We start from the raw sequence: 24,609 nt of genomic DNA on the forward strand, positions 1-24,609 counted from the left end.
ACACCCGAAGGAGGGGAACGCACGATGACGCCACGCGAGACGACATCGAGCAAGTCCACCGCGCGCGGACGAGGATCCGACGCGCACGAGCCCGAGCCGCCCAAGCGGCGCCGGGAACGCACGGCAAAGCCCTCGTCCTCAGATCTGCCGGCCACGATGAGGTCGGTCGCCTCGACGAATGGTGCGGGTGCAGACAGTCAGCAGGCACGCGACCGCGCCGCCCGCCGGGCCGCCGACGACCTACGCCGCCAGTGGGAGACCGACCCGAGGTGGCACGGGATCGAGCGCCTGTATTCCGCCGAGGACGTCGTACGCCTGCGCGGCTCGATCCAGGAGGAACACACGCTCGCCCGCCTCGGCGCCGAACGTCTCTGGCAGCTGCTCCAGACCGAGGACTACATCCGCGCGCTCGGTGCGCTGACCGGCAACCAGGCGGTTCAACAGGTCAAGGCCGGGTTGCAGGCCATCTACCTGTCCGGCTGGCAGGTCGCCGCCGACGCCAACATGTCCGGGCAGACGTATCCGGACCAGAGCCTCTATCCCGCCAACTCCGTTCCCCAGGTGGTACGCCGGATCAACAACGCCCTGCTGCGGGCCGACCAGATCAGCGTCTCGGAGAGCCTTCGCCATCTGGGCAACGGCAAGGCGGACGCGCCCGCGAACCAGAACGGCAGCGCGCCCTACTGGCTGGCGCCCATCGTGGCCGACGCCGAAGCGGGCTTCGGCGGGGTCCTCAATGCGTACGAACTGATGAAGGCGATGATCGCCGCCGGTGCCGCGGGGGTGCACTGGGAGGATCAGCTCGCCTCGGAGAAGAAGTGCGGCCACCTCGGCGGCAAGGTGCTGATCCCGACCGGGCAGCACATCCGTACCCTCTCGGCGGCCCGGCTCGCCGCCGACGTGTGTGGGGTGCCGTCCCTCGTCATCGCCCGCACCGACGCGCACGCGGCGACACTGGTGACGAGCGATGTCGACGAGCGGGACCGGGAGTTCGTGACGGGCGAGCGGACCGCGGAGGGGTACTACCGGGTGCGCAACGGGCTGGCCGCCTGCATCGCCCGCGGACTGGCCTACTCGCCGCACTCCGAGCTGTTGTGGATGGAGACGTCCACGCCCGACCTCGAGGTGGCGCGGAAGTTCGCGGAGGCGATCAAGGCGGAGTACCCCGACCAGATGTTGGCGTACAACTGCTCGCCGTCGTTCAACTGGAAGCAACACCTGGACGACGACACGATCGCGGCGTTCCAGCGGGAGCTGGGGGCGATGGGGTACGCGTTCCAGTTCATCACGCTGGCAGGATTCCACGCGCTGAACCAGTCGATGTTCGACCTGGCGCGGGGTTACGCGGAGTCCGGCATGCCGGCGTACGTCGCCCTGCAGGAGAGGGAGTTCGCGGCCGAGCCCGACGGCTACACCGCGACGCGGCACCAGCGGGAGGTCGGCACCGGGTACTTCGACCTGGTGAGCACCGCGATCTCTCCCGACTCGTCGACGACCGCCCTCACCGGGTCGACCGAAGAGGAGCAGTTCAAGAACACCGCCTGATGTGGCGTGGCGGTCGCCCGCTTCGCGCCCGCATGAGGGGACGCGCCTCGCGCCTCGCGCCCCGCGCGAGGGGGCACGCTTTGCACCCGCTGAAGGGGGCACGCTGCGCGCCCGCATGAGGGGGCCCTTCGTCCACTACGTTCGCGTGAGGGGCCCTCTCATCCAACGTCCACCAGCGTGAGGGGCGCCCTCCCGCAGCAGCGGACTGCGTGAATACGTCCCGCCTCCGAGGGCGCTCGCGTGAACGACCCCTCACGCGACAGGTCGGTCACTCAGCCGCGCAAAGCTGACTCGACGAGGTTGGCGTAGCCCACCTGCCCGGCGCGGTTGGGATGGTACGACTCGCCGATCGGGTTGGACAGGCCGTTGATCCACTCGGCGTCGTCGCAGACCGAGTGGCCGGTATAGGCGCTGCGCGCGTCGGCGAACGCGAAACCATGGGCGGCCGCCCTGGCCCTGATCGTGGTGGCCAACAGGTCGGCGGTGGCGTTGAGCTCGGCCTGCTCGCCAGGGCTGATCCGGGCGGCGAGATTGCACTCCTCGCCGTTGAACAGCCGCGGATAACCCACGACGACCACGCGCGCGTGGGGTGCGGCGTTCCGGATCGCCGAATAGAGCCCGTCGAGGAGGCCGGGAAGGGTGTTTCGGATGAAGGCCTGTGAGTTGTCGATCGCCCCCCAGCACGTGGTCGGCCAGGGCTGCGCACACTTGATGATCACCGGGGCGAACCCCGCGTCGTTGCCTCCGACCGACACCGTGACGTAGTGGGTCGAAGCGCTGAGGCCGCCAAGCTGGTTTCTGCGTACGTCTGAGACCTTCGCGCCGGAGCAGGCCGCGAACGTCAGTGCCGCACCGAGCCTGGCCGCGTCGAGCACCGGATAGGCGTACGGCGAACGCTTGCAGGTGGTGCCGTCGTCGTAGTAGGACCGCGTGCCCACGCCGGAGGAGTACGAGTCGCCGAGCGCGGTGTAGGCGGGCGCGGCGTGTGCCGGAGAACCCACCAGAACGGAACCGACCGCGAAGCCGAGAACGACGAAGATCCTGCCTGCCTGCTGCCGAATCCCGCGCATCGCGGACTCCTCCACGCCTGAGGCGAAGGCCAAGCCGGCTCATGCAGAGATAAAGAGGGCTTTAGGCCGGATGTCGCACTCAGGGTGCGTGAAGGTTTACGTGCGGATCAAGAGAACGACCGGAAATGGATCACGAACCCGGTCGACGACTGCGCTCCAGTCGCCTGACCATGACCATGAAGAGAAGCTGGCGTGGACGCCGGAAAGACCCCTCATGGTCACGATCATGAAGGCCTTCTCGAGGAGGGGCTCCTGGAGGAGGGGGCTACTGGGAAGGTGCGGCGGGGCCGATGGCTTCGATCGTTCCGTCGGCGGTGACGGCGTAGGACGGGACGACGGGCGCGGCGAAGTTCAGCCGGGCGTACGCGAGCGCCTCGACCAGGTCCGCCTCACGTTCGGCCCGACCGGCCGCGCGGCGCGTGTTGACCTCCAGCACGATGCTGCCGCCGAATCCGCGGCGGGCGAGCAGTTCGAGCACCTCCGCACACCGCTGGCTCCCCCGGCCCGGCACCAGGTGCTCGTCCTTGTTCGAGCCGGAGCCGTCGGCAAGGTGGATGTGAGTCAACCGTTCACCCAGGTCGTACGCCATGTCATAGGCGTCGACGCCCGCCGTCGCCGTGTGAGACAGGTCCAGTGTCACCTCGGCGTAGTCGAAGTCCCGCGGATCCCAGCCGGGAAGGTACGCCTGAAGTCCTTGCCCTGCGGCCTTCCAGGGGAACATGTTCTCGACCGCGAAGCTGATCCCCGTCTCCTTCTGCCGGCGCGCAATGCCAGCCACGAAGTCGCGGGCGTAGTCGCGCTGCCAACGGAATGGTGGATGTACGACGACGACCTTGGCGCCGAGGGCCTTGGCCGCCTCCGCGCTGCGGTCGATCTTGCCCCACGGCTCGGTGCCCCATACCCGCTGGGTGATCAACAGCGTCGGCGCGTGGACGGAGACGATCGGCAGCTGGTGGTATTCGCTGAGCCGGCGTAGCGCGTCGATGTCCTGGCTCAGCGGGTCCGCACCCACCATGACCTCGACACCGTCGTAGCCCAGGCGGGCGGCGAGCTCGAAGGCCGTCGCCGTCGACTCCGGGTAGACCGAGGCGGTGGAGAGTGCCATCCGGGCGTCGGGGACGCGTACGACGACGTCCTTGCCGCGGACCCGAGTGGTGGCACCTGGTGGCTGCACGGCGTCCAGCGTACGGCCCGGGGGGTTCCGTCCTGACCGTACGTCGTGAAGACAGCCCGTGACCGGCTCCCTCTCATTCGGTGAGGGATCCGCGAGCGACTCCCGCCTATGATCACGACCGTGACCGCGTCCGTGATCGGGTCCGTGATCGCGTCCGTGATCGCGTCCGTGATCATGACGGTGATCGCGTCCGTGATCATGACGGTGATCATGAAGGCAATCGGGACCATGGAGGGAACAGGGCCATACGCTCCGAGACCTTCATGATCACGATCATGATCACCGGTGAGAGGGCCACCTGTCGGGCGTTTCCGGCCTGCTCAGGGCGGGGTCAGGGTTCGCTGTGAGTGACCCGGGTGCCGTACCGGGCTTCCATGCGTTCGTTGTGGGCGTCACCTTCGGGGACGTTGGCCGACACGTAGACCGGTACCTCGTGCCCGGCCGCGAGGAGTCGCGCGCACACCTGCGTCGTGATCATCTGCGCGATCACCGCGCCCGTCACCGAGGAGGTCGGACAGATCGTCAGGCTGGCGCCAGATATCGCCAGCTCCGCATCGCCGTACGCCGAACAGTTGTCGATCACGACGTCGGCGACCTCGAACAACCGCAGGCCGGACGGATGCCGCGACGTGATCCCCCGACTGTGTTCCAACGACGTGACGGCAACCACCGGATGGCCCCGCTCCTTGGCGAGCCGAGCCATCTCGACCGTGCTGCCATTGCCACCCGAACTGGACACGACGAGGAACACGTCCCGGGGATGGAGATCGTGCAGGGCGAGAATCCGCGCGGCGAGGGCCGGATCGCGCTCGACGAGCGGGTCGAGAATCGCGGCGGGATCCTCGCCGCCGCGGAAGACCAGGTCCTTGACGGCCAACATGTTCGCCGGTACGAGACCACCCGCCCGCCCGGCGATCTCCATCGCGAACGCCCGGCTGTGCCCGGTGCCGAAGACCTGGACGATGCCACCCGCGGGAATGGCGTCGGCGATCAGGTCGGCGACCGCCGCGATGGGTTCGCGCTGGGTGTTGACCACCCGGTCGATCGCCGTGCGGAGGACACGGACGGCATCGTCGTCGATCCGCGCCTTGCTGGGACCGTCCCCAGCGGCACCAGTGGCCAGGCGCCCGCCGTCCACCCGCGACCCACCGGATTCGGCCCTGCCAGCACCACTGTCCAGACGCCCGCCGTCCATCCGCGCCGCGCTGGAATCGGCCCTGCCAGCACCACTGTCCACGCGCCCGCCGTCCATCCGCGCCACGTTCTCCTGCAGTGAGTCTCTGATCCCTGCCTCCGCGTGTGCGCCGCCCGTCCGCTCTGCGTTCATGACTTCGCCGTCGTGGTGGTGGGAGCGCCGGCAGAGTGGACGACCACGCCGGCGATGTGCGGAACATCCTGGTCCACAGCCAGCCGGGCGGCGCCCGCCAGCGAGTCACCTCGTGGATCGCGCAGTTCGGCGGCGGGGCACAGCTGCGCCAGTCCGGCAGCGAACGCGTCGAAGATCACCGGGCCGCCGAGGACACTGCCCGTCCACGACACCGGCACGCTGCCGTCTGCTGCGGTCGGGAACGCCTTGCGTACGGCAGCGGACGTACACACCGACAACTCCTCGCCCGCACTGAGGCACAGAACTCGCGCCACCGGGTCGGACGCGGCCAACACGGCGACCTCCGCGGCGAAGGAGGCGACGTCGGCGATGAGCGACGGCGAGCGGTACCACGCCTTGACCGCCTCCCGCAGGGGCCGACCGACGCGCTCCTCGGCCCGCGCTGTCAGGGCGGTGGTGGCTCCGCGTCCTTCGTACCCCGCCACCGCAGCGCGCAGGCCGGCCAGGCCGAGCGAGAAGCCGCCGCCGGCGTCTCCGAAGAGGTAGCCCATCCCGTCGATGTTGGTCAGCTCGCCACCCGGCGTCACCGCCAGGCAGTTCACGCCGGTTCCGGCCGACACGACGACGCCGGAGTCGCCGCCGAGCACGCCGAGGTGAGAGGTCACGTCGTCGCCGGTCAGCAGGACGGTGCTGGCGCCGAGCTGCTCGGCGAGAAGGGGAGCCAGACGTTCACGGCTGGGCCGGTCGTAGGCACCACCGGCCAGGCCGAGCGCCACCACCTCGACAGGCGCGGGCCGGCCGAGGGCGACCCATGCCGACACCACCCGCCGGCACTGCTGGTCGATCGGGTCCTCGCCCGTCGTCCACTGAAAGCCCGGCACCGACGCCTGCTCGCCCAGCCGCGGCGTCGGACCGGACCGGTCGACGACGCCCATGAGGAGCTTGGTCGCTCCGCCATCGACCGCCAGCCGTACGCCTCGCCCCTCCGTATTCCTCGCCGTGCTCATCTGGTTCCCTGCGTACTCGTCCGGTCCGGCGCGCTCGTCGCGGTCCCCGGTGTCCTCACGCGAAGTCCTCCGGTTCCATCGTGTCGAGGTGACGCAGGATGACTCCTTCGCGTAGGGCCCACGGACAGGCCTCGAGCTCGTCCGCCTCGAACAGGTCCATCGCCGCCTCCGCGACCATCGCTCCCGCCAGCAGCTGCGGCGCGCGCCCAGCCGAAACGCCGGGGAGGTCAGCGCGTTCGCCAGCCGACATGGCGGAGAGCTTCGGCAACCACTGGTTGAGGACGGACCGCTGCATCGTCCGCTTGACGTACGGGCCTTCCGACGAGGGCGCGGCGCCACAGACGCGGGCGAGCTGCCTGAAGGTCTTCGACGTACCCACCACATGGTCCGGCGCGCCGAACCTCAGCACCTGGCCGGCGTACTTCGCGATCTCCGCCCTGATGTGCCTGCGCAGAGCCCTCACCTCGTCGGCCGGCGGCGGGTCGGACGTGAACCACATCCGCGTGAGCCGGCCCGCACCGAGCAGCATCGACATCGCCGCGTCCGGGTCCTCGTCCAGACCGGTCGCGATCTCGAGCGACCCGCCGCCGATGTCGAAGACCAGAAGCCGGCGGGAGGACCAGCCGAACCACCGGCGTACGGCGAGGAAGGTGAGCCGGGCCTCCTGGTCGCCGGACAGCACGCTGAGGTCGACGCGCGTCGCGGCCATGACGTCCCTCAGCACGGCGTCGCCGTTGGTCGCTTCTCGAACCGCCGACGTGGCGAACGCGAGAACCGACTGACAGCCCTTGTCCTCGCCGATCTCGAGCGCCTCCGCGACCAGGCGCTTGAGCTCAGCCGCGCCAGCGGAGGAGATCTCGCCGGCCGAGTCGAGATGCTCGGCGAGCCGGAGTTCGGTCTTGTGGGAGTACGCAGGAACCGGCCGAGCACCCGGGCGCGCGTCGACGACGAGCAGGTGGACGGTGTTCGAACCCACGTCGAGGACGCCGAGCCGCATGATCCGAGGCTAGCTGGTCCGCCCCGACCTGGCAGCGCACCCGCGCCCTCTCCCCGCGCGACCCGGTCGGTCCCCATCCCGTGATCATGATCGTGATCATGAAGCTTTTTCGGCGATATTGCCGCTTTTCCTTCATGATCACGGGCCCGGCACCTGCGCACGCCGGAACCAGGTCGTACGTAGGACCCCGGTCGTACGCCGGACCCCGGTCGTACGCCAACCCAGGTCGTACGCCAACCCAGGTCGGACGCCAACCCAGGTCGGACGCCAACCCAGGTCGGACGCCAACCCAGGTCGTACGCCACCAGGTCGTACGCCAACCCAGGTCGTCCGTAGGACCCCGCGAAACTGGTCCACCACCACACCGGCGGGCGTCGCGTGTCGCACGGCGTACGAGGCGTAGGGTTTCGTAGATGCCCGAGGTTTCTCTTGACTTCCCGCGCGCCTGGGTCGAGTTCACCGATCCCGATGACTCTGACCAGGTGTTCCGCGCGGACCTGACCTGGTTGACCTCTCGTTGGAACTGCATATTCGGATCCGGTTGCCACGGCATCTTCGCCGAGGAGCCCGATGCCGGGTGCTGCGTCATGGGAGCACACTTCGCCGACAAAGCCGACGAAAAGCGAGTCCGCGGCTGGGTCAAGAAGCTCACCGACGACGACTGGCAGTACCGCGCCGAAGGCAACAAAGCCGGCTGGATCGAGAAGGACGATGACGGCGAACGTAAGACCCGCGTCGTCGACGGCGCCTGCATCTTCCACAACCGTCCGGGGTTCGCGGGCGGGACCGGCTGTGCCCTGCACAAGCACGCGCTCCGGATCGGCGTCCACCCATTGGAGACCAAGCCAGACGTGTGTTGGCAGCTTCCGATCCGGCGGCTCTACCGTGACGTCGAGCTGCCGGACGGCACTTCATACACCGAGGTGACGATCACGGAGTACGACCGGCGCGGCTGGGGCCCCGGCGGCCACGACTTCGACTGGTACTGCACCGGCAACACCGAGGCGCACGGCGCCCGCGATCCCGTCTACGTGTCCAACCGTCCTGAGCTGGTCGAGTTGATGGGACAGGCGGGCTACGACGAACTCGTCAAGCACTGCGAAGCGCACCTCGCCCGTGGCGTCCGCACCGCGCCGCATCCGGCCGATCCTGTACGCCGACCGCGGGCACGTACGCAATCCAACGGGCAGACCGGCCAGGTCCGCGTCACAGCGGGGAAGGGCAAGAGCAAGGGCGCCCGCCGCCGCTGACCGCCGCCACCACCGCTGACCTCCACCGGTGCCGCCACCGGCGCCAATCTTCTACCCTCAGGTGCGTGCCACGCATCGCCACGGGAGCCCGACCGAGCCCCAACATCTGGAACGCCCCCGGCAGGTACGAGCTCGAGAACCGCGCCGCCGACCCCGACGGCGTACTCGAGCAGGCCATGATCGAACGCCGACCCTGGCACGGCGCGACCATTCTCGACATCGGCTGCGGCACCGGCTTCCATCTCCCCCGCTTCGCCGACCACGCCGCCAGGGTTGTCGGCGTCGAACCGCACGGGGGCCTCGTCGAGCACGCGCGCCGGCGGTGTCGAGCCATCCCGCACGTGGAGGTCCGCCAGGGCACGGCCCAGGCCCTGCCCATCCCGGACGCCTCAGTCGATGTGGTGCATGCGCGGTGGGCGTACTTCTTCGGGCCCGGATGTGAGCCGGGTCTGGGCGAGATCAGCCGGGTCACGCGGAAGGGCGGGGCCGCGTTCATCATCGACAACGACGCGACGCGGAGTACGTTCGGCGGCTGGTTCAGGGCGGCCTTCCCCGCTCACGATCCACACGCGGTCGAGGCTTTCTGGACCCGCCGCGGTTGGCGCCGAGCACCCCTCGACATCCGCTGGCAATTCGAGCGGCGGGAGGACTTCGAGTCGGTCGTACGCATCGAGTTTCGTCCCGAGGTCGCCGAACGGGTCCTCGCGGAGTGGCCGGCCCTCGAGGTCGACTACGCCGTCAACCTGTGGTGGCGGACGTTCTGACCCGGAGTCTTGGAGGGTCGGCGTAGGTCCGGCGGCGTCAGTAGTAGGTCCGCATGAGCTCACGGATCCAGGCAGGCTCCCGGACCGGACCGCGTGGCCCGAACTCCTCGACGTACGGCTTCACGTCCAGCACCGGGCTCCCGTCCAGCGCGTCGAGCCCGCGTACGGTCAGCGTGAGCCCGTCGACGGCGACGATCTCGCAGCAGGAAACGCCGATGTGGTTGAGGCGGTGCGGACTGTGATCGGCGAGGATCCCGACGCGCGGCCAGTGCGGATTGCTCCGCGGATGCGCCGCCCCTGACCGTTGCCGGGTTGACCGGTGGAAATAGAACACCACTTCGAGGTGGGAGTAGGCCACCAACCCGAGCGTGGCGTCGGGGTCGAGTTGCTCACCGTCGAGGACGATGCGGGCGATCTCGTCGGCCCAGCCATCCTCGCGTACTTCGTGCCGCCCACCGACCACGACGCCGAGGGGCACCATCTGGATGGCGGTTCTCGCATCCGTACTGATCTGTGTGCTCACGTCTGCCCAGCCTAGGTCGCGCCACGGACATCGACACAGCCGATGCGTCGCAACGGCTGGCCGGAAGTGTCCTTCGCCCCCGATGGCCGCTGCCTCACGACCTTCGTCGAAGGACTCCTCTTTTGTGCCGTACGCACGTCAGCCGCCGACCGGTTCAGCTATTCCGTCCTGGATCTTGTCCGTACGCCTGCCAAGGCTGGGTTGACGGCCAGTTCGCCGGCCTGGCGCGGCGAACCCAGCCGCTGTCGGTGCCGGCTACTACCGTCTCGGCACATGGGAAGAGCGACGGCAGCGCGTGCCCTCAAGCCGGGCTACCGCTGTGGCGAGTGTGGCTGGCAGGCGGCCAAGTGGGTCGGTCGTTGTGGCGAGTGCCAGGCGTGGGGCACGGTCGAGGAGGTCGGCGCGCCACGGGTGGCGGTGACCTCGGCCGGCCCGGTCACTCAGCGCGCCGTGCCCATCGACCAGGTCGACGTCGAGGCAGCGCGCGCGGAGCCCACCGGCATCTCCGAACTCGACCGGGTCTTCGGCGGCGGCCTCGTCCGGGGCGGAGTCGTCCTGGTGGCCGGCGAGCCCGGCGTCGGCAAGTCGACCTTGCTTCTCGAGGTCGCCGCCGAACGCGCCCGGACGCAGGCGCGGAGCCTCTACGTCTCAGGCGAGGAGTCAGCGGCCCAGATCCGGTTGCGGGCGGAGCGGGTCGACGCCCTCGCGCCACGGTTGTATCTCGCCGCGGAGACCGACCTGTCGGCGGTGCTGAGCCATGTGGATGAGGTACGCCCGGACCTGATCGTGCTGGACTCCGTCCAGACGGTGGCCTCGGCGTCGGTCGAGGGCGCGGCCGGTGGTGTGACCCAGGTCCGCGAGGTCGCGGCCGCGATGATCCGGGTGGCGAAGGAACGCGGCATCGCCGTCCTCATGGTCGGTCACGTCACCAAGGACGGCTCGATCGCCGGCCCACGGGTCCTGGAACACCTCGTGGACGTCGTCCTGCATTTCGAAGGCGACCGGCACTCTCGGCTCCGCATGGTCCGCGCGGTGAAGAACCGGTTCGGACCCACCGATGAGGTCGGCTGCTTCGACTTCGCCGACGGCGGGTTGAAGAGCCTGCCCGATCCGAGTGGGCTGTTCCTGACCCAGCGGCCGGAGCCCGTTCCGGGTAGCTGCGTGACCGTCACTGTCGAGGGCAAGCGGCCGTTGCTCACCGAGGTACAGGCACTGGTGGCCGCCTCGAGCCTGGCCAGCCCGCGTCGGGCGACGTCCGGACTGGACTCGAGCCGGCTGTCCATGGTGCTGGCGGTGTTGGAGCGGCGCGGCGGACTTCCGCTCGGCAAGCAGGACATCTACGCCTCGACGGTGGGTGGGGTACGTCTACGCGAGCCGGCGTCCGACCTCGCCGTCGCCCTCGCTGTTGCCAGCTCCATGACGGACATTCCCTTGCCGCCGCGGATGATCGCCGTCGGCGAGGTCGGGTTGGCTGGCGAACTGCGTCGCGTGACCGGCGTCCAGCGGCGATTGGCCGAGGCGGTGCGGCTCGGCTTCACCGAGGCCGTCGTACCGCCCGACAGTGGCCCTGTTCCAGACGGCATCCGGGTTGCCGAGGCCGCCGATCTCGGCGTCGCCCTCCTCGCCGCCCGTCAGGTTCAATGACCTGAAGGTGAGGCCTGGGTCGACCTTAGGACTGGCCTGCGCGCGACGTTCCTCAGGTTGACTGACCTCGCGGGGAATCCACGGGCCGGACTGCACCGAATCGGCGCACTTCCGAAATAACATCGGGAAAGTCCAGTCGCTTCATCCGATCTGACGCCAACTCGGTGCCGAGCTCCTTGCGGAATTCGGGATGCCGTAGATAGAAGTTCAACGCGAGATACGGAAGCACAGGATTCACCGCGAGGTAGCCAGCCGTGAGTACGCGGCGCTTCTTGCGAAAGAAGTCAAGGTCGGCGATCCAGTTTTCCTCATCGTTGGCGGGTCGCCCCGCAGGCTCGTGGACGTCTAGAACGATATTGAGCCCACCGGTGCCGTATCCCTGCGCGACCGCGCGAGCTTCGAAGATCCACTCCCACTTGTAAAAGCAGCACCCGAACCACGACCAGTGGTAGACACCGCTCTTACTCAGCCCGACTCCAAGCTGCCGACGCTTTCGGAAAACTCCACTAAAGACGTATGCCAGAGCGACCATCGCAGCGATTGGCATGAACGGAGCCCACAAATGAAACCAGGCGCTCCACCGGGTACCGTCATCCGGGATCCTCGGGGCGAGGAGCGGCGCCAGTGTTAGCGGTATAGCCAAGGACAGGTAAACGCCGTAAGACACAAACCTAGGACCTCTCGCGTACAACATCGTCGTCGTCGATCCAAGCGCACCTCTCAGCTGCAACCCACCCACCGTGCTACATCCTCGTCCCTTCGGAGCAAACAACACCAGGCATCCAAGCGCCATACCGAACAGGAGAAACGGCGCGAACGCGAGCATGAGATTTCCTCGAGCTTCGCCAACCAAGGCGCCTTGAGTACCAGCTACAACGAAAAGAAGAAGCAGAAGAGTGCAAAGCCCGAACCAGACGTTCTGCCGTTTCGCTGAACCTATCCACGCCTCAGGCCAGTACCCAAGGAGACCATGGACTGCCGTCACGATCCCACCAAATCCTCTCGTCGAGCTTGGCTCGTCAGCCCCTCGAAGAGGCCTACTACCCTATTCATTGGCCTGGCCGCTCCAAGCGCGCAGGTCCGGGCCCGAGACTGTCGTACTCGCGAAGCAACTTGTCTCTAGCTGGCTCGTACTTGTCGTAAAGCTCACCAGCATAGTCACCCGCGAGGTATCCGACAGCACCTGCGGCTATTAGGACGAGCCACCCGGAAGGACCGCCGAAGATTCCTACCACCGCGAATCCTGCGATTGCGCCGACCCCTGCAGATGCGAGTGCCTTGGGAACGGGATCGCCCTTGACCCCCACGTCGACGGCGAGGCTGATTAGCGTGAGTACCGGGCCCGCTCCTTTGAGGACCTTCGCTACGATGCCAGCCCGGCGGGCATAACGTGCGAGCGTGTCGGCACGTTGCTCGTTGGTGTACTTGACCTCCCACTCGGCGTCAACCAGGGACCAGTTGCCTCGACGGGCGGCTCGGTCTTCCAACTGCCCAGCCCTTTCGAGGGCGTCCCGCGCGCGCTGGGCAGCGCCGTCCATGCCTTTGCGATAGGCGCCTTTCCGCCAGTCCGAGAGCAAGCCGATCTCGCCGCCAGCGATGTCGCCGAGCGTGAAGTACAGGCTGGACCAGTCCCGCTTCGTATTCACGCCCAGGTCATCCAGCCGATCAACCAGAATCTGGCAGGCCCGTTCCACCTGCTCCTCGGCTTCGTGGTACGTGCGACACCGCGCGTCGTACCACTCCCGCAGCTCAGGGTCGTCATAGAGATAGCTCATCTGCTCCTGGTCGTACAACGGCATCGACGAGCCGCCAGGTCGATCTCCGTAGGTAGGCGGCACGATCCGGTGGTCGACGATCGCGAGACCACCGTCGTCAGCGATTCGTTCGGCATCGGCCATCAGTTCCTGGGCGCGCGCAACACTGTCCCGACAGTCATCCAGCAAGCGCTCCAACCGATCGAGTGCATCTGCAAGCCTCCGGGCGTAAGCCACACCGAGCTTCAGCTTCGCGGCAAACAACTCACCCGCGTCGTCAGTCCAGGACTCCTCGGCGCCTTCCTGGACTCCCCGCATCGTCCGAGTGGCATCGTCCACCGTGGCGGATGTTCGGTGGACCCACTGCTTCAGGGCATCGATCGACCCCAGGTCGCCGCCCACGCTGGTCCCGAGCATGTCGCTTAGAGTCCTGCGTCCGGATCGATCTGGAACAGGTTCCGGGCCAGCTCGTTCATCCGCTCTTGGTTGGCAGCCTCCGTAGCGTAGTACTGACGTGCCGACTCCCTCGCCTCGCCAGCAACGGCATCAAGGCCCGTTACCAGTGCGGTCACGTTCGCGGCCACGCTCTCGACCAGGTCTCGGATCGGCGGGCCGAGGACGCTCGCGTCCACCTCGGCGGGCAGCGAGTTGCCAGATTCGTCGAGCTCGCCGGCGGCCATCTCCAGCTGACCTGCCATGAACCGGATCACATCGGGGTTGTACTCCTTCGCCATACGCCCCTCCCGTGGCCAACGCGTAACGATCTTCGGCCGACCCTAAGGCAAGATCTCCGGGTCAGGCGGTTCAACTGTGGATAACCCCGTGCATTTCAGGCAAATGCCCTACGGCGGACCACACACGTTTCCTGACGGTGCCATAATGGTGCCATGAGGCGGATGAATCTCCGGGATGTACCGGACGACGTTTACGCCAGACTCAGCAGAGGCGCCGAGATTAGCCACCAGTCGCTCAACGCGTTCGTCGTCGAACGTCTGGTGGAGCTGGCTCGGACTCTCGACCTGGCGGACTATGCCGCCACATACGGGCCGCCGCACGGGACCGGGATCAGCCTTGACGACGCGGTTGCCGCCGTACGAGACGTGCGCGAGGCGCCGTGAGCCTGGCGGTCATCGACGCATCTGTCCTCGCGGCTTTCTACGCTGCCGATGATGCGCGACGCCAGCAGACGGTGGAGCGGATCTCGTCGGGAAGTGCGCTCTACGCTCCGGCGCACATTGATTCCGAGGTCGTCTCCGCGCTACGACGGATGGGGCGGCACAGTGCAGCCCTGACCGAGGCTGTGCCGGGCGCTTTGCGCCATTTGGCAAGCTTCCCCATCCGGCGTATGCCACTCGCGCCGTTGCTGGACCGAATGTGGGAGCTCCGCAACAACGTCACCCCGTATGGCGCCGCCTATGTCGCCCTGGCCGAAGGTCTCGGATGCACCCTCATGACCTGCGACGCCAAGCTCGCGCACGCCGGTGAGGCGAGATGCCACATCGACCTGATCATCTGATGGGGTGCGGATCCGGCGTGCGCCTGTCGGACTCAGACGACAGACGATTCTGCCCGCGCCATGCCTAACGGCCTGTGGATGAGGACTTCCGAAATGTGGCGAATCGCCTAATGTACTCCCATGCTCACGCCTGGTCGTGCCGGAACACCGCCACCCCTGCATCGGATCGCGCTCGCCTGCACGGGTCTTCTCCTCGCCGTCATGCCGGTCGCATGCGCGAACAACCCTGAGCCCACGCCCGTCGACACCGCGTCGAAGGAGCCCACCAGCGAGTCACCGACGGTGACCAAAACACCCAGCGCATCGCCGAGCCCGTCCGCTGCGGCCGGATCAGTCGAGGAGCAACTGGAAGCGGCGACGGTCGCGTTCTACGCCGCCGTCACCAAGGCATACGCGACGCTCGATCCGGCTCCGATCGAGGCCGTGATCGTGCCCCACAGCCGGGCCGGCGGCTTCTATCTGAATGACATCGCGACGGTGAGGAAGAAGGGTCACCGATTCTCCGACGTGCCTGAGTACACGGTCGACAACTTCGAGGTAGAACCACAGGACGCCGATCCAAGCCACGAGATCGTGACGTTCAAGCTCTTGGCCGACTTCTCAGAAGAAGTAGATGAGAAAGGAAGGTCGGTTGAGGAGTTCCCGGCCGGGTCAGCGAACGGTCGGATCGAGTTCATGAAAGAGGGGGACACATGGCTCGTCCTATCGCAACGCTTCGAGGAGTAACCGCAAGCACCGCCCTCCTCGCCTGCCTGCTCATGGTCCTTGCGATCGTCGCGGTCGAGTCATGGAGTCAGATAGCCCATGCCACGCCAGGCTGTGCGAAGTGCGGTGGGGATCCTGAGCCTCCGCCTCCGCCGCCGCCGGATCCGGATCCTCGCGGTGAGGGTGATGCGTTTGTCGGGCAGGCAGCGTTGTTCAACCAGGACGGCCAGGTTGTCGATTCCGGCGGCTCCTCCTGCCCGGGATGCGAATGGCGGCTCGAGAAGACCTGCGAACTCGGCGGCAACGTCCTCTGCCACGAGCTCATGAGATGCGGCGAGAACGACGATGGATCGCCCCGCTGGGTCCACGACGTGTTCCTGCTCCGACCGGGCGGAGGCGGTTGGAACCAGGTCGGCACCCTGTGCCTCGGCGATCCCGACGATGCCCTCACTCCCGACGACGTCTGGAACCAGGTCCAGACCCGCTGGCGGACACTCGTACCCGCCCAGGCACCCAAGCTGCAGCCGCCCGATGGCCAGGCCGTCACCCAACTCCCCACGTTCTTCCACTCCGGCCAGCCACGGCTCATGCCTGCCGCCACCGTTCCCGTCTTCAACTTCGAGGTCACCGTGACGGCTCGCGGCGAGTGGGAATGGACCTTCGAACCCGGACTCACCCGTGAGTTCGACATTCCCGGAAACACCTACACCGACCCCAACCCGCAGGTCGTCCACACCTACGAGACCACCGGCCCACGCACCATCACCCTCACCACCCGCTGGTGGGGCAGCTTCACCATCGGCGACCGCGGCCCGTACGACATCGAAACCCCCGCCACCCAAGGCCCCTACGACATCCCGCTGGATGTCGTCGAACTCAGCCCCGTCCTCAGCCGATAGCGATGCGGCCTTCCCTTTCGACGAAACGCCTGCGTCTGCGGGCATTTCGGCGCGATGACGCACCGGCGCTCCACGAGATCTTCGCCGATCCGCATACACACACGATCGGCGGTGGTCCGTTCACCCGGATCGAACAGACCGAAGCATGGATCGAGCGTCGAATCGCGACCCGAACAGAGCTGAGTCTTTGTTGGTACGGCTTGCAGTTGAAGGCGACGGGCCGGCTCATTGGCAACTGCGGCATCTTTGTCGGACGGACCGGCGCGAACGAACCAGAGATCGGCTACATGATCAGGCGGGACTGCCAAGGTCTCGGATACGCCACCGAGGCAGCGGAGGCGGTCCTCGCGGAGTGCGCCCGTGCCCGGCTGGGGCGGGTGTGGGCAACTGTCCGTCCGGGCAATCTGGCATCGGTGCACGTCCTGCAGCGGATCGGCATGGAACTCGACCGCCGCGAGGACGACGACAAGGGAGCCCTGCTCTTCCTCTCTCGCGCCCTCCATGATCGGTCAACCTGATCAGGTGAAGATGTGGACGCCTTCGCCGCATTCGCGGGCGTCTTCGTGGCCTCCTGACGCCCGTGGGAGGTACACCTCGCCGGTTACGCCGGGCGGAAGTTCCACGCGGAGTTCGTATCCGTCGTCACGCCGCCGCCATGACGTCGCCACCCTGCCGCGGATGGTGTCGATGGAGGCGTACGCATGGCTGAGCGCCTGGGGTGGCACCGGCCGGACCCGCACCTTTGCATACCCGGGCGCGGACGGTGACAGCCCGGCGAGGTCCTCGACGAACCACTGATCGACATGGCCGAAGAAATGGTGGTTCCGCGAACGCGAGTCCGCACCCCAGTGCTCGTACAGCGACGTCGCGCCCTGCTCGATCCAGAAACCGTAACCAGGGTAGGTACGCTGGGTGGCCACCCTGAATGCCAGGTCCACCTCGCCGTTCGCGGTCAACAACGGAAAGAGCAGCTTCGTCCCGATCACACCGGTGTCAAGGTGATCTTGACGGGCGTGGATGTCCGCGACGAGATTGCCGAACACTGTTGGACGCACGTCGTGCGGCACCAGGCCGAACGACAGCGCGATGACATTGGCCGCCTGACGGTACCCCGCCGGTTTCTCACCGTGATAGATCCCCGCCGCGGCATCGAAGAAGGCGCGGTTGAATCCGGTCCTCAACCGGCCCTGAAGCTCTTCGTACGCAGGAATGTCGCCGTCCCGGCCGATCACCGCGGCGATGGCGGCGAGCAGTGCGGCGTAACGCCAGGTATACGCCGTCTCATAGATGCCAGGACCCTCCGGTGGTGCCCCGCCCACATCCGGCGGCAGCCAGTCCCCGAGTCCCACCAGGACGACATCATCGTCGACGTAACCGTCGACCAGATAGTCGAGATAGCGTCGCGCGTGATCGTAGTGTCGGGAGAGAATCCGTTCATCACCGTAGGACATGTACATCGTCCACAGGATTTCGACGTACGCCACTTCCCACGCCGGAATCGGACCGGCGATCGCCGACCGGGGATCGCCGTGATAGCCCCACCCACTGGTCGGAATGATGGGAGGAAACTCGCCACTCGGCACCTGCGCGTCAACCCAGTCCTGCAGCCACTTGGTATAGAAGCGCGGCATGTGAAAGTTGTGCGCGGCCGCGCCGGCGGTGAGGTGGGCGTCACCGGTCCAGCCGTTCTTCTCGAACACCGGCGTATCCGTCGGCACGCCGTGCAGGTTGTTGAGGATCGCCCAGCGGGTCGCCGAATGCAGTCGATTGACCAACTCGTCGTCGCACAAGAACTCACCCGTCGACGCGACCGACGTGTGTACGACGACCGCGCGCAGGTCGGCGAGCGTCGGCCGGTAAGGCTCGCTGCCCTTGCCGTGACTGTCAGCGCCATCCACCGGATACTCGACCTGGACGAACTGAAACCCCTTGTACGAAAAGCGCGGCTCGTACGTTTCGACGTCACCGCCCCGGAGAACGTACGCGTCGGTCTGGATATCGGCATCGATCAGCGGCAACTGCTGGTCGGTTTCGACCGTGCCATCGACGCGCAGCTTTTCGCCGTAGCTGATCGTCACCTCCGTACCCGCCGGTCCCGACAGGCGCAGCCGGGCCCACCCGGCGATCTGCTGGCCCACGTCGAAGACGAACACCCCTGGCCGCGGCGAGGTGAGCGCGACTGGTGCGATCTCCGCTACCGGCTCGATCGGTTCGACCTGCTGCGCGCGCAGCGCACCCTTCGGCGGCGCCACCGCGGCCGCGCGCGACCACGCGGAGTCGTCGAAGCCGCGCTCGGTCCATCCCGGCTGCTCGTGGCGGGCGTCGTAGCGTTCACCGGCGAACAGCGAGTCCACGCGGACCGGACCGTCGATGCTGCGCCAGGTCGGGTCGGTCACGATCCGCTGCACACGGCCATCGGCGTACGACACGACCAACTGGGCCAGCAGTTTCGGGTGGTCCCACCAGGGTGCCTGCTCCCAGTACCACACGCTCGTCGTCGGCTCGCCGTACCGGCCCCGCCCGAGGTGGGCGGCGAGTACGTGCTCAGCGCCAGGCGGGGCGGCCGCGAGGAGGTCGGTCACGTCATACGTCGAGTAGAGGACGGTGGCGTCGTAGTTGGTGGGCGCCGGGTCCAGCACCGCACGCCCGACCCGGTGGCCGTCGAGGTAGTACTCGCCATATCCCAGCCCGCAGGCGTAGAGCCGCGCCCGCACAGGCGAGCTGCCGGCCGAGTCCTCACGCGACAACCTGAACGCCGTACGCAGGAGCGGCGCGGGCAGGGCCTCGGCCGCTCCGCCGTTCGACGGGCCGCCCGCCGACCCGCTCGCCGGGTGTCCGATCCACGTGGCACCGCCCCAGTCGTCGGGCGAGAGCAGACCCATCTCGAACGACGCCGGATCCGACCACTCCGACGCCTCGCCGTCCGCGTCCCAGACGCGGACCGTCCAGAGGTACGCCGTGGCCGACCGGAGGGGCTGGCCTGCGTACTCCACCTGTGCTGGACGCCTCGACTCGACGGGCCCGGAGTCCCAGACATCGGACCCGCCGGCGAGGAGCACGTCGACCGAGGACGCCACCCTGATCTGGTACGCCGACTGGCCGTCCGCTGAACCGCGCGAACCCTCGTTCTGGGAGCCGTAGTCGGTGCGCCTCGTCCCGGTCGCCGCGGGTGTGGTCGCGAGGAGCCAGGAGAACCTCGGCGCCGGCTCCTCGAGGCCCACCGGGTTCTCGGCGTACTCCGTGCGCAGGGTGTGTGGTCGGACAGCTGCGGTCATCGGCCCCTCCCAGAGTCTGAGCGGGTACGAAGATGCCGTCTCGCCCGCCCAGCCGCACCGCTGTGTCCACTACCGGTCACGTTGAGCGACTTTTGGCCTCCGGGAGGGACCCAACACCGTCAGACTCCTGACTTACCACTCACGCAAGGCACCGGGCATGGCGTGCGGCGCGACGCCGGGGCCCCCCACGTAGACTGCTGCAGAGCAGGCTTGACCAATCCTGGAGAGTTGTGGCTGCAAGTGACAAGGGCCCGGACGCCCGACTCCGGGCGACGCTCGCCGCGGTCGCGCCGGGAACGGCGTTGCGCGACGGGCTCGAGCGCGTCCTCCGCGGCCGTACCGGCGCCCTCATCGTGCTCGGATACGACCGCACCGTGGACACGTTGTGCACCGGCGGCTTCGCTCTGGATGTCGAGTTCAGCGCCACCGGGCTCCGCGAGCTCGCCAAGATGGACGGCGCGATCATCGCCGACCGCGACTGCACCCGGATCCTGCGGGCCGCCGTCCACCTGATGCCCGACTCCTCGATCCCGACGGTCGAGACGGGCACCCGCCACCGCACCGCCGAGCGGGTCGCCAAGCAGACCGGATTCCCGGTCGTCTCGGTGTCGCAGTCGATGCGGATCATCGGGCTGTACGTCGATGACATCAGGTACGTCCTCGAGGACACCGGCCAGATCCTGTCCCGCGCCAACCAGGCCCTCGCGACGCTCGAGCGCTACAAGCTCCGGCTCGACGAGGTGTCGGGCACGCTGTCCGCGCTGGAGATCGAGGACCTGGTGACCGTTCGCGACGTCGCCGCGGTCGCCCAGCGGCTGGAAATGGTGCGCCGGATCGCCAACGAGATCCAGGGGTACGTCGTCGAGCTCGGCGTCGACGGCCGGCTGCTGTCCCTCCAGCTGGACGAGCTCGTCGCAGGCGTCGGGCCGGAGCGCGAACTCGTCGCGCGCGACTATCTCCCCGCCGCTCCCAGCCGGCGACCCCGCAACGTGAACGAAGCCCTCGACGAGCTGGACGCCATCTCCGCCACGGATCTGTTGGACATCGGCTCGGTCGCCCGCGCCCTCGGCCACGGCGGCGACGCCCTCGACGCGGCGGTGAGCCCGCGCGGCTACCGGCTCCTGGCCAAGGTGCCCCGCCTCCCCGGTGCGGTCATCGACCGGCTCGTCGACCACTTCGGCAGCCTGCAGAAGCTGCTCGCCGCGAGCATCGACGACCTGCAGGCGGTGGGTGGGGTGGGAGAACACCGCGCCCGCTCGGTCCGCGAAGGACTGTCCCGGCTCGCCGAGTCGAGCATCCTCGAACGCTACGTCTGAGCCTGCCCTGGCGCCCTTGCTGGTTTGTACGTACGCATGCAAGGCATCAGCACCCAGGGAGCCTCTTGCGTGAGGGGCAGCACCACCGGAGCCTTCACATGAAGGGCACCCTGGTCCCATAGGTTCGCATCAGGGGCACTCTTCATACAAAGATTCTTTGCATGAAGAGCCCCCCTGACCAACCGCTTCAGAAGTGCCGACGCCACCGGGCCAGTGAACGTATGACGTCAGCAGGCGGTGTAGCTGCACCGCCGACGGTCGTCCTGCCGCCCCCTCCGAAGCAGGAAGACCGCCGTTGTGCGCGTGCCCGACTCACGAGTCCGCGGTGATGGATGTCCCGGCACGCGAGCTCCGACATCCCGCCTTGGTGCGCGTGCGCCATGAGTATTGCGTATACGCAATAACTTCGCAAGTCGGTGAGCTGGCCAACAGATTCACCACGGGCCGGACCAGTCAGCGTCAGCGATCCCCGTTGCGCGCACGCGACGAACGCGGGAGACCCGGCGAGTCCCACCCGAGCCACGGACCCCCGCGGAGCGACGAACAACGCAGGCCGGCGGAGCGACGTCTCAGTGGGTTGAGCTCACCCGCCGAAGTGGGCCGCAGCCGCCGGGTCCACGTCAGGAACCCGCACCGGGACCCCGCCGGACCGCAGCGACTCCGCTCCCGCACATCCGGCCGCCACCGCGTACCTCGCCGCGACCGGCGACGTCTCGGTGTCACCACCCTCGCGGGCGTACCGCAGGAACTCCCCCACGATCCGCGGGTCCGCACCACCGTGACCACCGGTCTCCGGCTCCAGTGGAACCGCGACATCTCCCTCGGCGTGGTAGTCGTGCCGCTGGTTCCACACCCGGATCGCCGTGCCGGGCTCACCATTGCCGAAGTTCTCGATCCGCCCTTCGGTACCGATGATCGTGTAGTTGCGCCAGTAGTCCGGCGTGAAATGACACTGCTGGTACGAGGCGAGAATGCCGTTGCCGAGCCGCATCGTCAGCATCGACACGTCCTCGACATCCATGGCCGGATTGAGCCCGGTCAACGATTTCGGCGGCCAGCGCTTCAGGCGATCGGCACTCTTCCACCACGCCGTGGCTTCGCCTCCACCCTGCTCCGGCGAATACACCATGCGGTCGCCCATACCCGTCACCTCTTGGGCGTACGACCCGCACAGCCAGTGCAGCACATCGATGTCGTGCGCGCCCTTCTGGAGCAGAAGGCTCGTGCCATACCGTCGTTCGGCGTGCCAGTCGGCGAAGTAGAAGTCGCCGCCGTTCCCGACGAAATGCCGGCACCACGCCACCTTCGGTTCGCCGATGGCGCCGTCGTCGATCAGCCGTTTCATTTCCCGTACGAACGGCATGTGGCGCATGTTGTGCCCGAGGTAAAGCCGGCCATCCGACTTCTGGGCCGCGGCGAGAATCCGGTCGCAGCCCTCGGTGGTGATCGCCATCGGCTTTTCCAGGTAGATCGAAATTCCGGCGCCCAGCATGGCGAGCGCGTGTTCCTCATGCAGATAGTCGGGACTGACGACAAACACCGCGTCCAGACCGTACGCGAGGAACTCGTCAAGATCCTTTGTCGTGCGTACGCCCGAACCGAAGTCGTTGCGGAACCGGTCATGTGCCGAGGTGTCCGGGTCGTAGAGGGCGACGACCCTGGAGCCCTCGTCGGGCCGGTGCGCATGCCTCGACAGCCCACCGCGGAGGCCGTATCCGATCACGCCGATCGCCAGATCTGTCATCGAGAGCCGCTCCGTTCGCATGCCGTCGCTCCGGTGGCGAGGTGGCCTGAACCAGCGCACGACGATGTGCCCATTGGTGCTTGAAACCCCGGAACGACGGTCGCATCTACGCAAGCACCGCTCGCACGCTAGTCCCTCGTCGCGAGCGCTGTCACGGTGCGGAATCGGCCATCTCACGTCCTGAGAGCCGGCCGGGGCCCTCGGTCAGCGGTTCCGCTTGAGCACCACTCGAACCGCTCGGGCGCGGCGACGACAGTGAATGCTGCGGTCAGATGGCGGTCAGCTGGAAGCGGTCGGTCGCGGAAGCCCGGCCGTGCACGGAGGCGCCCGCCGCGTAGTAGCCGGGCAGTGCCTTCGGTTGCCCGGAGGGGCACCCTTCGCGCGAACGCATCCCCGGCCACGCGATCGCGACCCTCTGTGCCTTCGCCGGGCCGAGGGTGAACGTGCCCGAAGGTACGACCGACGGGCAGTGACTCGTGTCCCAGATCAGGTCGTTCCCGGAGGTGACCTGGACCTGGAACGACTCCGCGTCGACGGTAAGGACGCACGGATCCGCACCGTCGTTCACGATCTCGACGACGACATCCACCTCGGATCCGGCCACCGCCGGGCCGTCCGTCGCGGCGTCCGTACGTACCTCGAGCCAGCTCGCGGGACAGGCGCTCGGACTCGCCACCGGTCGCGCACCCGGCTGCTTCGTGTGCGCGGGTGAGGTCGCTGGCACCTTCACTTCTGGCATATGCGACTCCTTCCCCCCGCCGGAGGTTGGGCGCGGGGCCGACGTCGCCGACGGGGTGTTCCGCGACTGCGGCCGATCAGATGCGTTCGACGTGGGACCCGCCCCGTCGCCGCGGGCAGGCGCGGCGGCGCCTTTCGGATCGTTCGGGGTCAGCGAGCTGGCGACGAGCCAGATGAGGAGTGCGAGCAGGACGAAGAGGACCGCCCGCCGTGCCCAGTAGACCCACGCCGGCAGCGGCCCGACCGGCCGGAGCAGCGAGCCCATGACACGGAGCGTAACGAGCCGGCCGCGCGATATCCCGCCCCCACGCCGTACTCCTCACGGCCGGAGACCGCTAACCCGACACCGATACCAGCGCGTGGGAAGATCGGTCTTGTCATGCCGACGTCACCTCTGCACGCGCCGGTCCTGCGCTGGTACGCCGCCAACGCCCGCGACCTGCCCTGGCGACGGCCCGAAGCCAGCCCGTGGGGCATCCTCGTCAGCGAGATCATGCTCCAGCAGACTCCCGTGAACCGCGTCCTTCCGGCGTACGACTCATGGCTACGACGCTGGCCAGAGCCGCGTGCGCTCGCCGATGACACCCCCGGCGAGGCGGTGCGGCAGTGGGGTCGCCTCGGCTATCCACGCCGGGCGCTTCGCCTGCACGCGGCCGCGACAACGATCGTGCGCCGCCACGACGGCGATGTCCCGATGGCGTACGACGATCTTCGCGCGCTCCCCGGCATCGGCGACTACACCGCGGCCGCGGTCGCGTCGTTCGCCTTCCGGCAGCGGCACGCCGTGCTGGACACGAACGTCCGACGGGTCCTGGGGCGAGTCGTCGACGGCGTGGAGTACCCGCCGACAGCCACCACTGCGGGCGAACGCCGGACCGCTGCGAGCCTGCTACCGGACGAGGCCGAGACAGCCGCATCCTGGGCGGTCGCCGTCATGGAGGTCGGCGCGCTCGTGTGCACGGCGCGGTCGCCGCGGTGTGCGGCCTGCCCGCTCAGCCGGATGTGCGCCTGGCGAATTGCCGGTCGGCCGGCGTACGACGGACCCGCGCGGCGGCGACAGACCTACGAAGGCACAGACCGCCAGTGCCGGGGCCGGCTGCTGAAGGTCCTCCGTGAAGCGTCCGGGCCAGTCGGTCGGCCAGACCTCGAGTCGGTCTGGCCTGACGCACTCCAACGCGAACGCGCCCTCGACAGCCTCGTCGCCGACGGTCTCGTCGAGCCCGTGACCAGTGACGCGTTCCAACTCCCGGCCCGATCAGAGCGAGCCGAGCCCGCCAATGATCATGAAGGCAAACAGAGCCATGAAGGGAAACGGGGCCATAGTTCCCCATACGCTTCGTGATCACGGTCATGATCACGGG

Annotated in this window: 24 protein-coding genes; 11 read left to right on the forward strand and 13 right to left on the reverse strand. The window is 67.9% G+C overall.

Annotation, left to right across the window (positions count from 1 at the left end; all coding sequences use genetic code 11):
* Window positions 1-24: 24 nt before the first annotated feature.
* Entirely contained in the window at window positions 25-1,545 is a 1,521-nt protein-coding gene (gene aceA, locus ABN034_RS13385; RefSeq protein WP_349691322.1) for an isocitrate lyase, read from the forward strand.
* Between the two features lie 272 nt (window positions 1,546-1,817).
* On the opposite strand, the gene ABN034_RS13390 is transcribed toward aceA, so the two are convergent.
* The 6 genes from ABN034_RS13390 to ABN034_RS13415 form a co-directional block, all read right to left on the reverse strand.
* Window positions 1,818-2,615: an SGNH/GDSL hydrolase family protein gene (locus ABN034_RS13390; protein WP_349691323.1), complete on the reverse strand. Its 798-nt coding sequence runs from the start codon at window positions 2,613-2,615 to the stop codon at window positions 1,818-1,820.
* Between the two features lie 265 nt (window positions 2,616-2,880).
* On the reverse strand, window positions 2,881-3,720 hold the full coding sequence (locus tag ABN034_RS13395) for a sugar phosphate isomerase/epimerase family protein (protein ID WP_349691508.1): 840 nt from the start codon (window positions 3,718-3,720) through the stop codon (window positions 2,881-2,883).
* Between the two features lie 400 nt (window positions 3,721-4,120).
* Window positions 4,121-5,116 carry a sugar isomerase domain-containing protein gene (locus ABN034_RS13400; protein ID WP_349691324.1) on the reverse strand — a complete coding sequence of 332 codons (996 nt, stop codon included), beginning with the start codon at window positions 5,114-5,116 and terminating at the stop codon, window positions 4,121-4,123.
* Window positions 5,113-6,123, reverse strand: coding sequence for an N-acetylglucosamine kinase (locus ABN034_RS13405; RefSeq protein ID WP_349691325.1), 1,011 nt, complete (start codon window positions 6,121-6,123; stop codon window positions 5,113-5,115). Before ABN034_RS13405 ends, ABN034_RS13400 begins: the two co-directional genes overlap by 4 nt.
* 55 nt (window positions 6,124-6,178) lie before the next feature.
* Window positions 6,179-7,120 (reverse strand): Ppx/GppA family phosphatase, encoded by a 942-nt coding sequence (locus ABN034_RS13410; protein ID WP_349330023.1) that lies wholly within the window; start codon window positions 7,118-7,120, stop codon window positions 6,179-6,181.
* Window positions 7,121-7,258: 138 nt separating this feature from the next.
* Complete coding sequence (locus ABN034_RS13415; RefSeq protein ID WP_349691326.1) at window positions 7,259-7,507, reverse strand: hypothetical protein; 249 nt, start codon at window positions 7,505-7,507, stop codon at window positions 7,259-7,261.
* Window positions 7,508-7,533: 26 nt separating this feature from the next.
* On the opposite strand from ABN034_RS13415, the gene ABN034_RS13420 reads away from it, so the two are divergent.
* Window positions 7,534-8,370 carry a DUF3109 family protein gene (locus tag ABN034_RS13420; RefSeq protein WP_349691327.1) on the forward strand — a complete coding sequence of 279 codons (837 nt, stop codon included), beginning with the start codon at window positions 7,534-7,536 and terminating at the stop codon, window positions 8,368-8,370.
* Window positions 8,371-8,435: 65 nt separating this feature from the next.
* Window positions 8,436-9,134, forward strand: coding sequence for a class I SAM-dependent methyltransferase (locus tag ABN034_RS13425; RefSeq protein WP_349691328.1), 699 nt, complete (start codon window positions 8,436-8,438; stop codon window positions 9,132-9,134).
* 37 nt (window positions 9,135-9,171) lie between these two features.
* Here ABN034_RS13425 and ABN034_RS13430 read toward each other — a convergent pair whose 3' ends face one another.
* On the reverse strand, window positions 9,172-9,657 hold the full coding sequence (locus ABN034_RS13430) for an SAM-dependent methyltransferase (RefSeq protein WP_349691329.1): 486 nt from the start codon (window positions 9,655-9,657) through the stop codon (window positions 9,172-9,174).
* A gap of 273 nt (window positions 9,658-9,930) precedes the next feature.
* On the opposite strand from ABN034_RS13430, the gene radA reads away from it, so the two are divergent.
* The gene (gene radA, locus ABN034_RS13435; protein ID WP_349691330.1) at window positions 9,931-11,301 is read left to right on the forward strand and encodes a DNA repair protein RadA; all 1,371 of its coding nucleotides are present in this window, start codon (window positions 9,931-9,933) and stop codon (window positions 11,299-11,301) included.
* Between the two features lie 52 nt (window positions 11,302-11,353).
* Here the strand turns inward: radA and ABN034_RS13440 are convergent, their stop codons facing one another.
* From ABN034_RS13440 to ABN034_RS13450, 3 genes are all read right to left on the reverse strand, one after another.
* Window positions 11,354-11,848: a hypothetical protein gene (locus tag ABN034_RS13440; RefSeq protein WP_349691331.1), complete on the reverse strand. Its 495-nt coding sequence runs from the start codon at window positions 11,846-11,848 to the stop codon at window positions 11,354-11,356.
* A 502-nt stretch (window positions 11,849-12,350) separates the two neighbouring features.
* Window positions 12,351-13,472: a WXG100 family type VII secretion target gene (locus ABN034_RS13445; protein ID WP_349691332.1), complete on the reverse strand. Its 1,122-nt coding sequence runs from the start codon at window positions 13,470-13,472 to the stop codon at window positions 12,351-12,353.
* A 5-nt stretch (window positions 13,473-13,477) separates the two neighbouring features.
* Window positions 13,478-13,789, reverse strand: coding sequence for a hypothetical protein (locus tag ABN034_RS13450; protein ID WP_349691333.1), 312 nt, complete (start codon window positions 13,787-13,789; stop codon window positions 13,478-13,480).
* Window positions 13,790-13,951: 162 nt separating this feature from the next.
* On the opposite strand from ABN034_RS13450, the gene ABN034_RS13455 reads away from it, so the two are divergent.
* The 5 genes from ABN034_RS13455 to ABN034_RS13475 all read left to right on the forward strand — a co-directional run bounded on the left by ABN034_RS13455 (window position 13,952) and on the right by ABN034_RS13475 (window position 16,693).
* Entirely contained in the window at window positions 13,952-14,173 is a 222-nt protein-coding gene (locus ABN034_RS13455; RefSeq protein WP_349691334.1) for a hypothetical protein, read from the forward strand.
* Window positions 14,170-14,571: a type II toxin-antitoxin system VapC family toxin gene (locus ABN034_RS13460; RefSeq protein WP_349691335.1), complete on the forward strand. Its 402-nt coding sequence runs from the start codon at window positions 14,170-14,172 to the stop codon at window positions 14,569-14,571. Before ABN034_RS13455 ends, ABN034_RS13460 begins: the two co-directional genes overlap by 4 nt.
* 201 nt (window positions 14,572-14,772) lie before the next feature.
* Window positions 14,773-15,297, forward strand: a complete 525-nt coding sequence (locus tag ABN034_RS13465) for a hypothetical protein (protein ID WP_349691336.1) — start codon at window positions 14,773-14,775, stop codon at window positions 15,295-15,297.
* Window positions 15,264-16,175, forward strand: coding sequence for a hypothetical protein (locus ABN034_RS13470; protein ID WP_349691337.1), 912 nt, complete (start codon window positions 15,264-15,266; stop codon window positions 16,173-16,175). The genes ABN034_RS13465 and ABN034_RS13470 overlap by 34 nt, the downstream gene beginning before the upstream one ends.
* Window positions 16,176-16,177: 2 nt before the next feature.
* Window positions 16,178-16,693, forward strand: coding sequence for a GNAT family N-acetyltransferase (locus ABN034_RS13475; RefSeq protein ID WP_349691338.1), 516 nt, complete (start codon window positions 16,178-16,180; stop codon window positions 16,691-16,693).
* On the opposite strand, the gene ABN034_RS13480 is transcribed toward ABN034_RS13475, so the two are convergent.
* Window positions 16,694-19,450, reverse strand: coding sequence for a family 78 glycoside hydrolase catalytic domain (locus ABN034_RS13480; protein ID WP_349691339.1), 2,757 nt, complete (start codon window positions 19,448-19,450; stop codon window positions 16,694-16,696).
* 230 nt (window positions 19,451-19,680) lie between these two features.
* On the opposite strand from ABN034_RS13480, the gene disA reads away from it, so the two are divergent.
* A complete protein-coding gene (disA, locus tag ABN034_RS13485; RefSeq protein ID WP_349330013.1) occupies window positions 19,681-20,766 on the forward strand; it encodes a DNA integrity scanning diadenylate cyclase DisA in 1,086 nt (361 codons plus the stop codon).
* Between the two features lie 583 nt (window positions 20,767-21,349).
* Here the strand turns inward: disA and ABN034_RS13490 are convergent.
* Window positions 21,350-22,510: a Gfo/Idh/MocA family protein gene (locus tag ABN034_RS13490; protein ID WP_349330011.1), complete on the reverse strand. Its 1,161-nt coding sequence runs from the start codon at window positions 22,508-22,510 to the stop codon at window positions 21,350-21,352.
* A 268-nt stretch (window positions 22,511-22,778) separates the two neighbouring features.
* Window positions 22,779-23,513 carry a hypothetical protein gene (locus ABN034_RS13495; protein ID WP_349691340.1) on the reverse strand — a complete coding sequence of 245 codons (735 nt, stop codon included), beginning with the start codon at window positions 23,511-23,513 and terminating at the stop codon, window positions 22,779-22,781.
* A 114-nt stretch (window positions 23,514-23,627) separates the two neighbouring features.
* On the opposite strand from ABN034_RS13495, the gene ABN034_RS13500 reads away from it, so the two are divergent.
* Window positions 23,628-24,590: an iron-sulfur binding domain-containing protein gene (locus ABN034_RS13500; protein ID WP_349691341.1), complete on the forward strand. Its 963-nt coding sequence runs from the start codon at window positions 23,628-23,630 to the stop codon at window positions 24,588-24,590.
* Window positions 24,591-24,609 lie beyond the last annotated feature (19 nt).

Source organism: Actinopolymorpha sp. B11F2, from assembly GCF_040195635.1.
Lineage (GTDB): Bacteria > Actinomycetota > Actinomycetes > Propionibacteriales > Actinopolymorphaceae > Thermasporomyces.

Coding starts and splice junctions, on each gene's coding strand:
- aceA (WP_349691322.1), top strand. CDS start 25: ATGACGCCACGCGAGACGACATCGAGCAAGTCCACCGCGCGCGGACGA.
- ABN034_RS13390 (WP_349691323.1), bottom strand. CDS start 2,615: ATGCGCGGGATTCGGCAGCAGGCAGGCAGGATCTTCGTCGTTCTCGGC.
- ABN034_RS13395 (WP_349691508.1), bottom strand. CDS start 3,720: ATGGCACTCTCCACCGCCTCGGTCTACCCGGAGTCGACGGCGACGGCC.
- ABN034_RS13400 (WP_349691324.1), bottom strand. CDS start 5,116: ATGAACGCAGAGCGGACGGGCGGCGCACACGCGGAGGCAGGGATCAGA.
- ABN034_RS13405 (WP_349691325.1), bottom strand. CDS start 6,123: ATGAGCACGGCGAGGAATACGGAGGGGCGAGGCGTACGGCTGGCGGTC.
- ABN034_RS13410 (WP_349330023.1), bottom strand. CDS start 7,120: ATGCGGCTCGGCGTCCTCGACGTGGGTTCGAACACCGTCCACCTGCTC.
- ABN034_RS13420 (WP_349691327.1), top strand. CDS start 7,534: ATGCCCGAGGTTTCTCTTGACTTCCCGCGCGCCTGGGTCGAGTTCACC.
- radA (WP_349691330.1), top strand. CDS start 9,931: ATGGGAAGAGCGACGGCAGCGCGTGCCCTCAAGCCGGGCTACCGCTGT.
- ABN034_RS13440 (WP_349691331.1), bottom strand. CDS start 11,848: ATGCCAATCGCTGCGATGGTCGCTCTGGCATACGTCTTTAGTGGAGTT.
- ABN034_RS13445 (WP_349691332.1), bottom strand. CDS start 13,472: ATGCTCGGGACCAGCGTGGGCGGCGACCTGGGGTCGATCGATGCCCTG.
- ABN034_RS13450 (WP_349691333.1), bottom strand. CDS start 13,789: ATGGCGAAGGAGTACAACCCCGATGTGATCCGGTTCATGGCAGGTCAG.
- ABN034_RS13455 (WP_349691334.1), top strand. CDS start 13,952: ATGAATCTCCGGGATGTACCGGACGACGTTTACGCCAGACTCAGCAGA.
- ABN034_RS13465 (WP_349691336.1), top strand. CDS start 14,773: ATGCCGGTCGCATGCGCGAACAACCCTGAGCCCACGCCCGTCGACACC.
- ABN034_RS13470 (WP_349691337.1), top strand. CDS start 15,264: ATGGCTCGTCCTATCGCAACGCTTCGAGGAGTAACCGCAAGCACCGCC.
- ABN034_RS13475 (WP_349691338.1), top strand. CDS start 16,178: ATGCGGCCTTCCCTTTCGACGAAACGCCTGCGTCTGCGGGCATTTCGG.
- ABN034_RS13480 (WP_349691339.1), bottom strand. CDS start 19,450: ATGACCGCAGCTGTCCGACCACACACCCTGCGCACGGAGTACGCCGAG.
- ABN034_RS13490 (WP_349330011.1), bottom strand. CDS start 22,510: ATGACAGATCTGGCGATCGGCGTGATCGGATACGGCCTCCGCGGTGGG.
- ABN034_RS13495 (WP_349691340.1), bottom strand. CDS start 23,513: ATGGGCTCGCTGCTCCGGCCGGTCGGGCCGCTGCCGGCGTGGGTCTAC.
- ABN034_RS13500 (WP_349691341.1), top strand. CDS start 23,628: ATGCCGACGTCACCTCTGCACGCGCCGGTCCTGCGCTGGTACGCCGCC.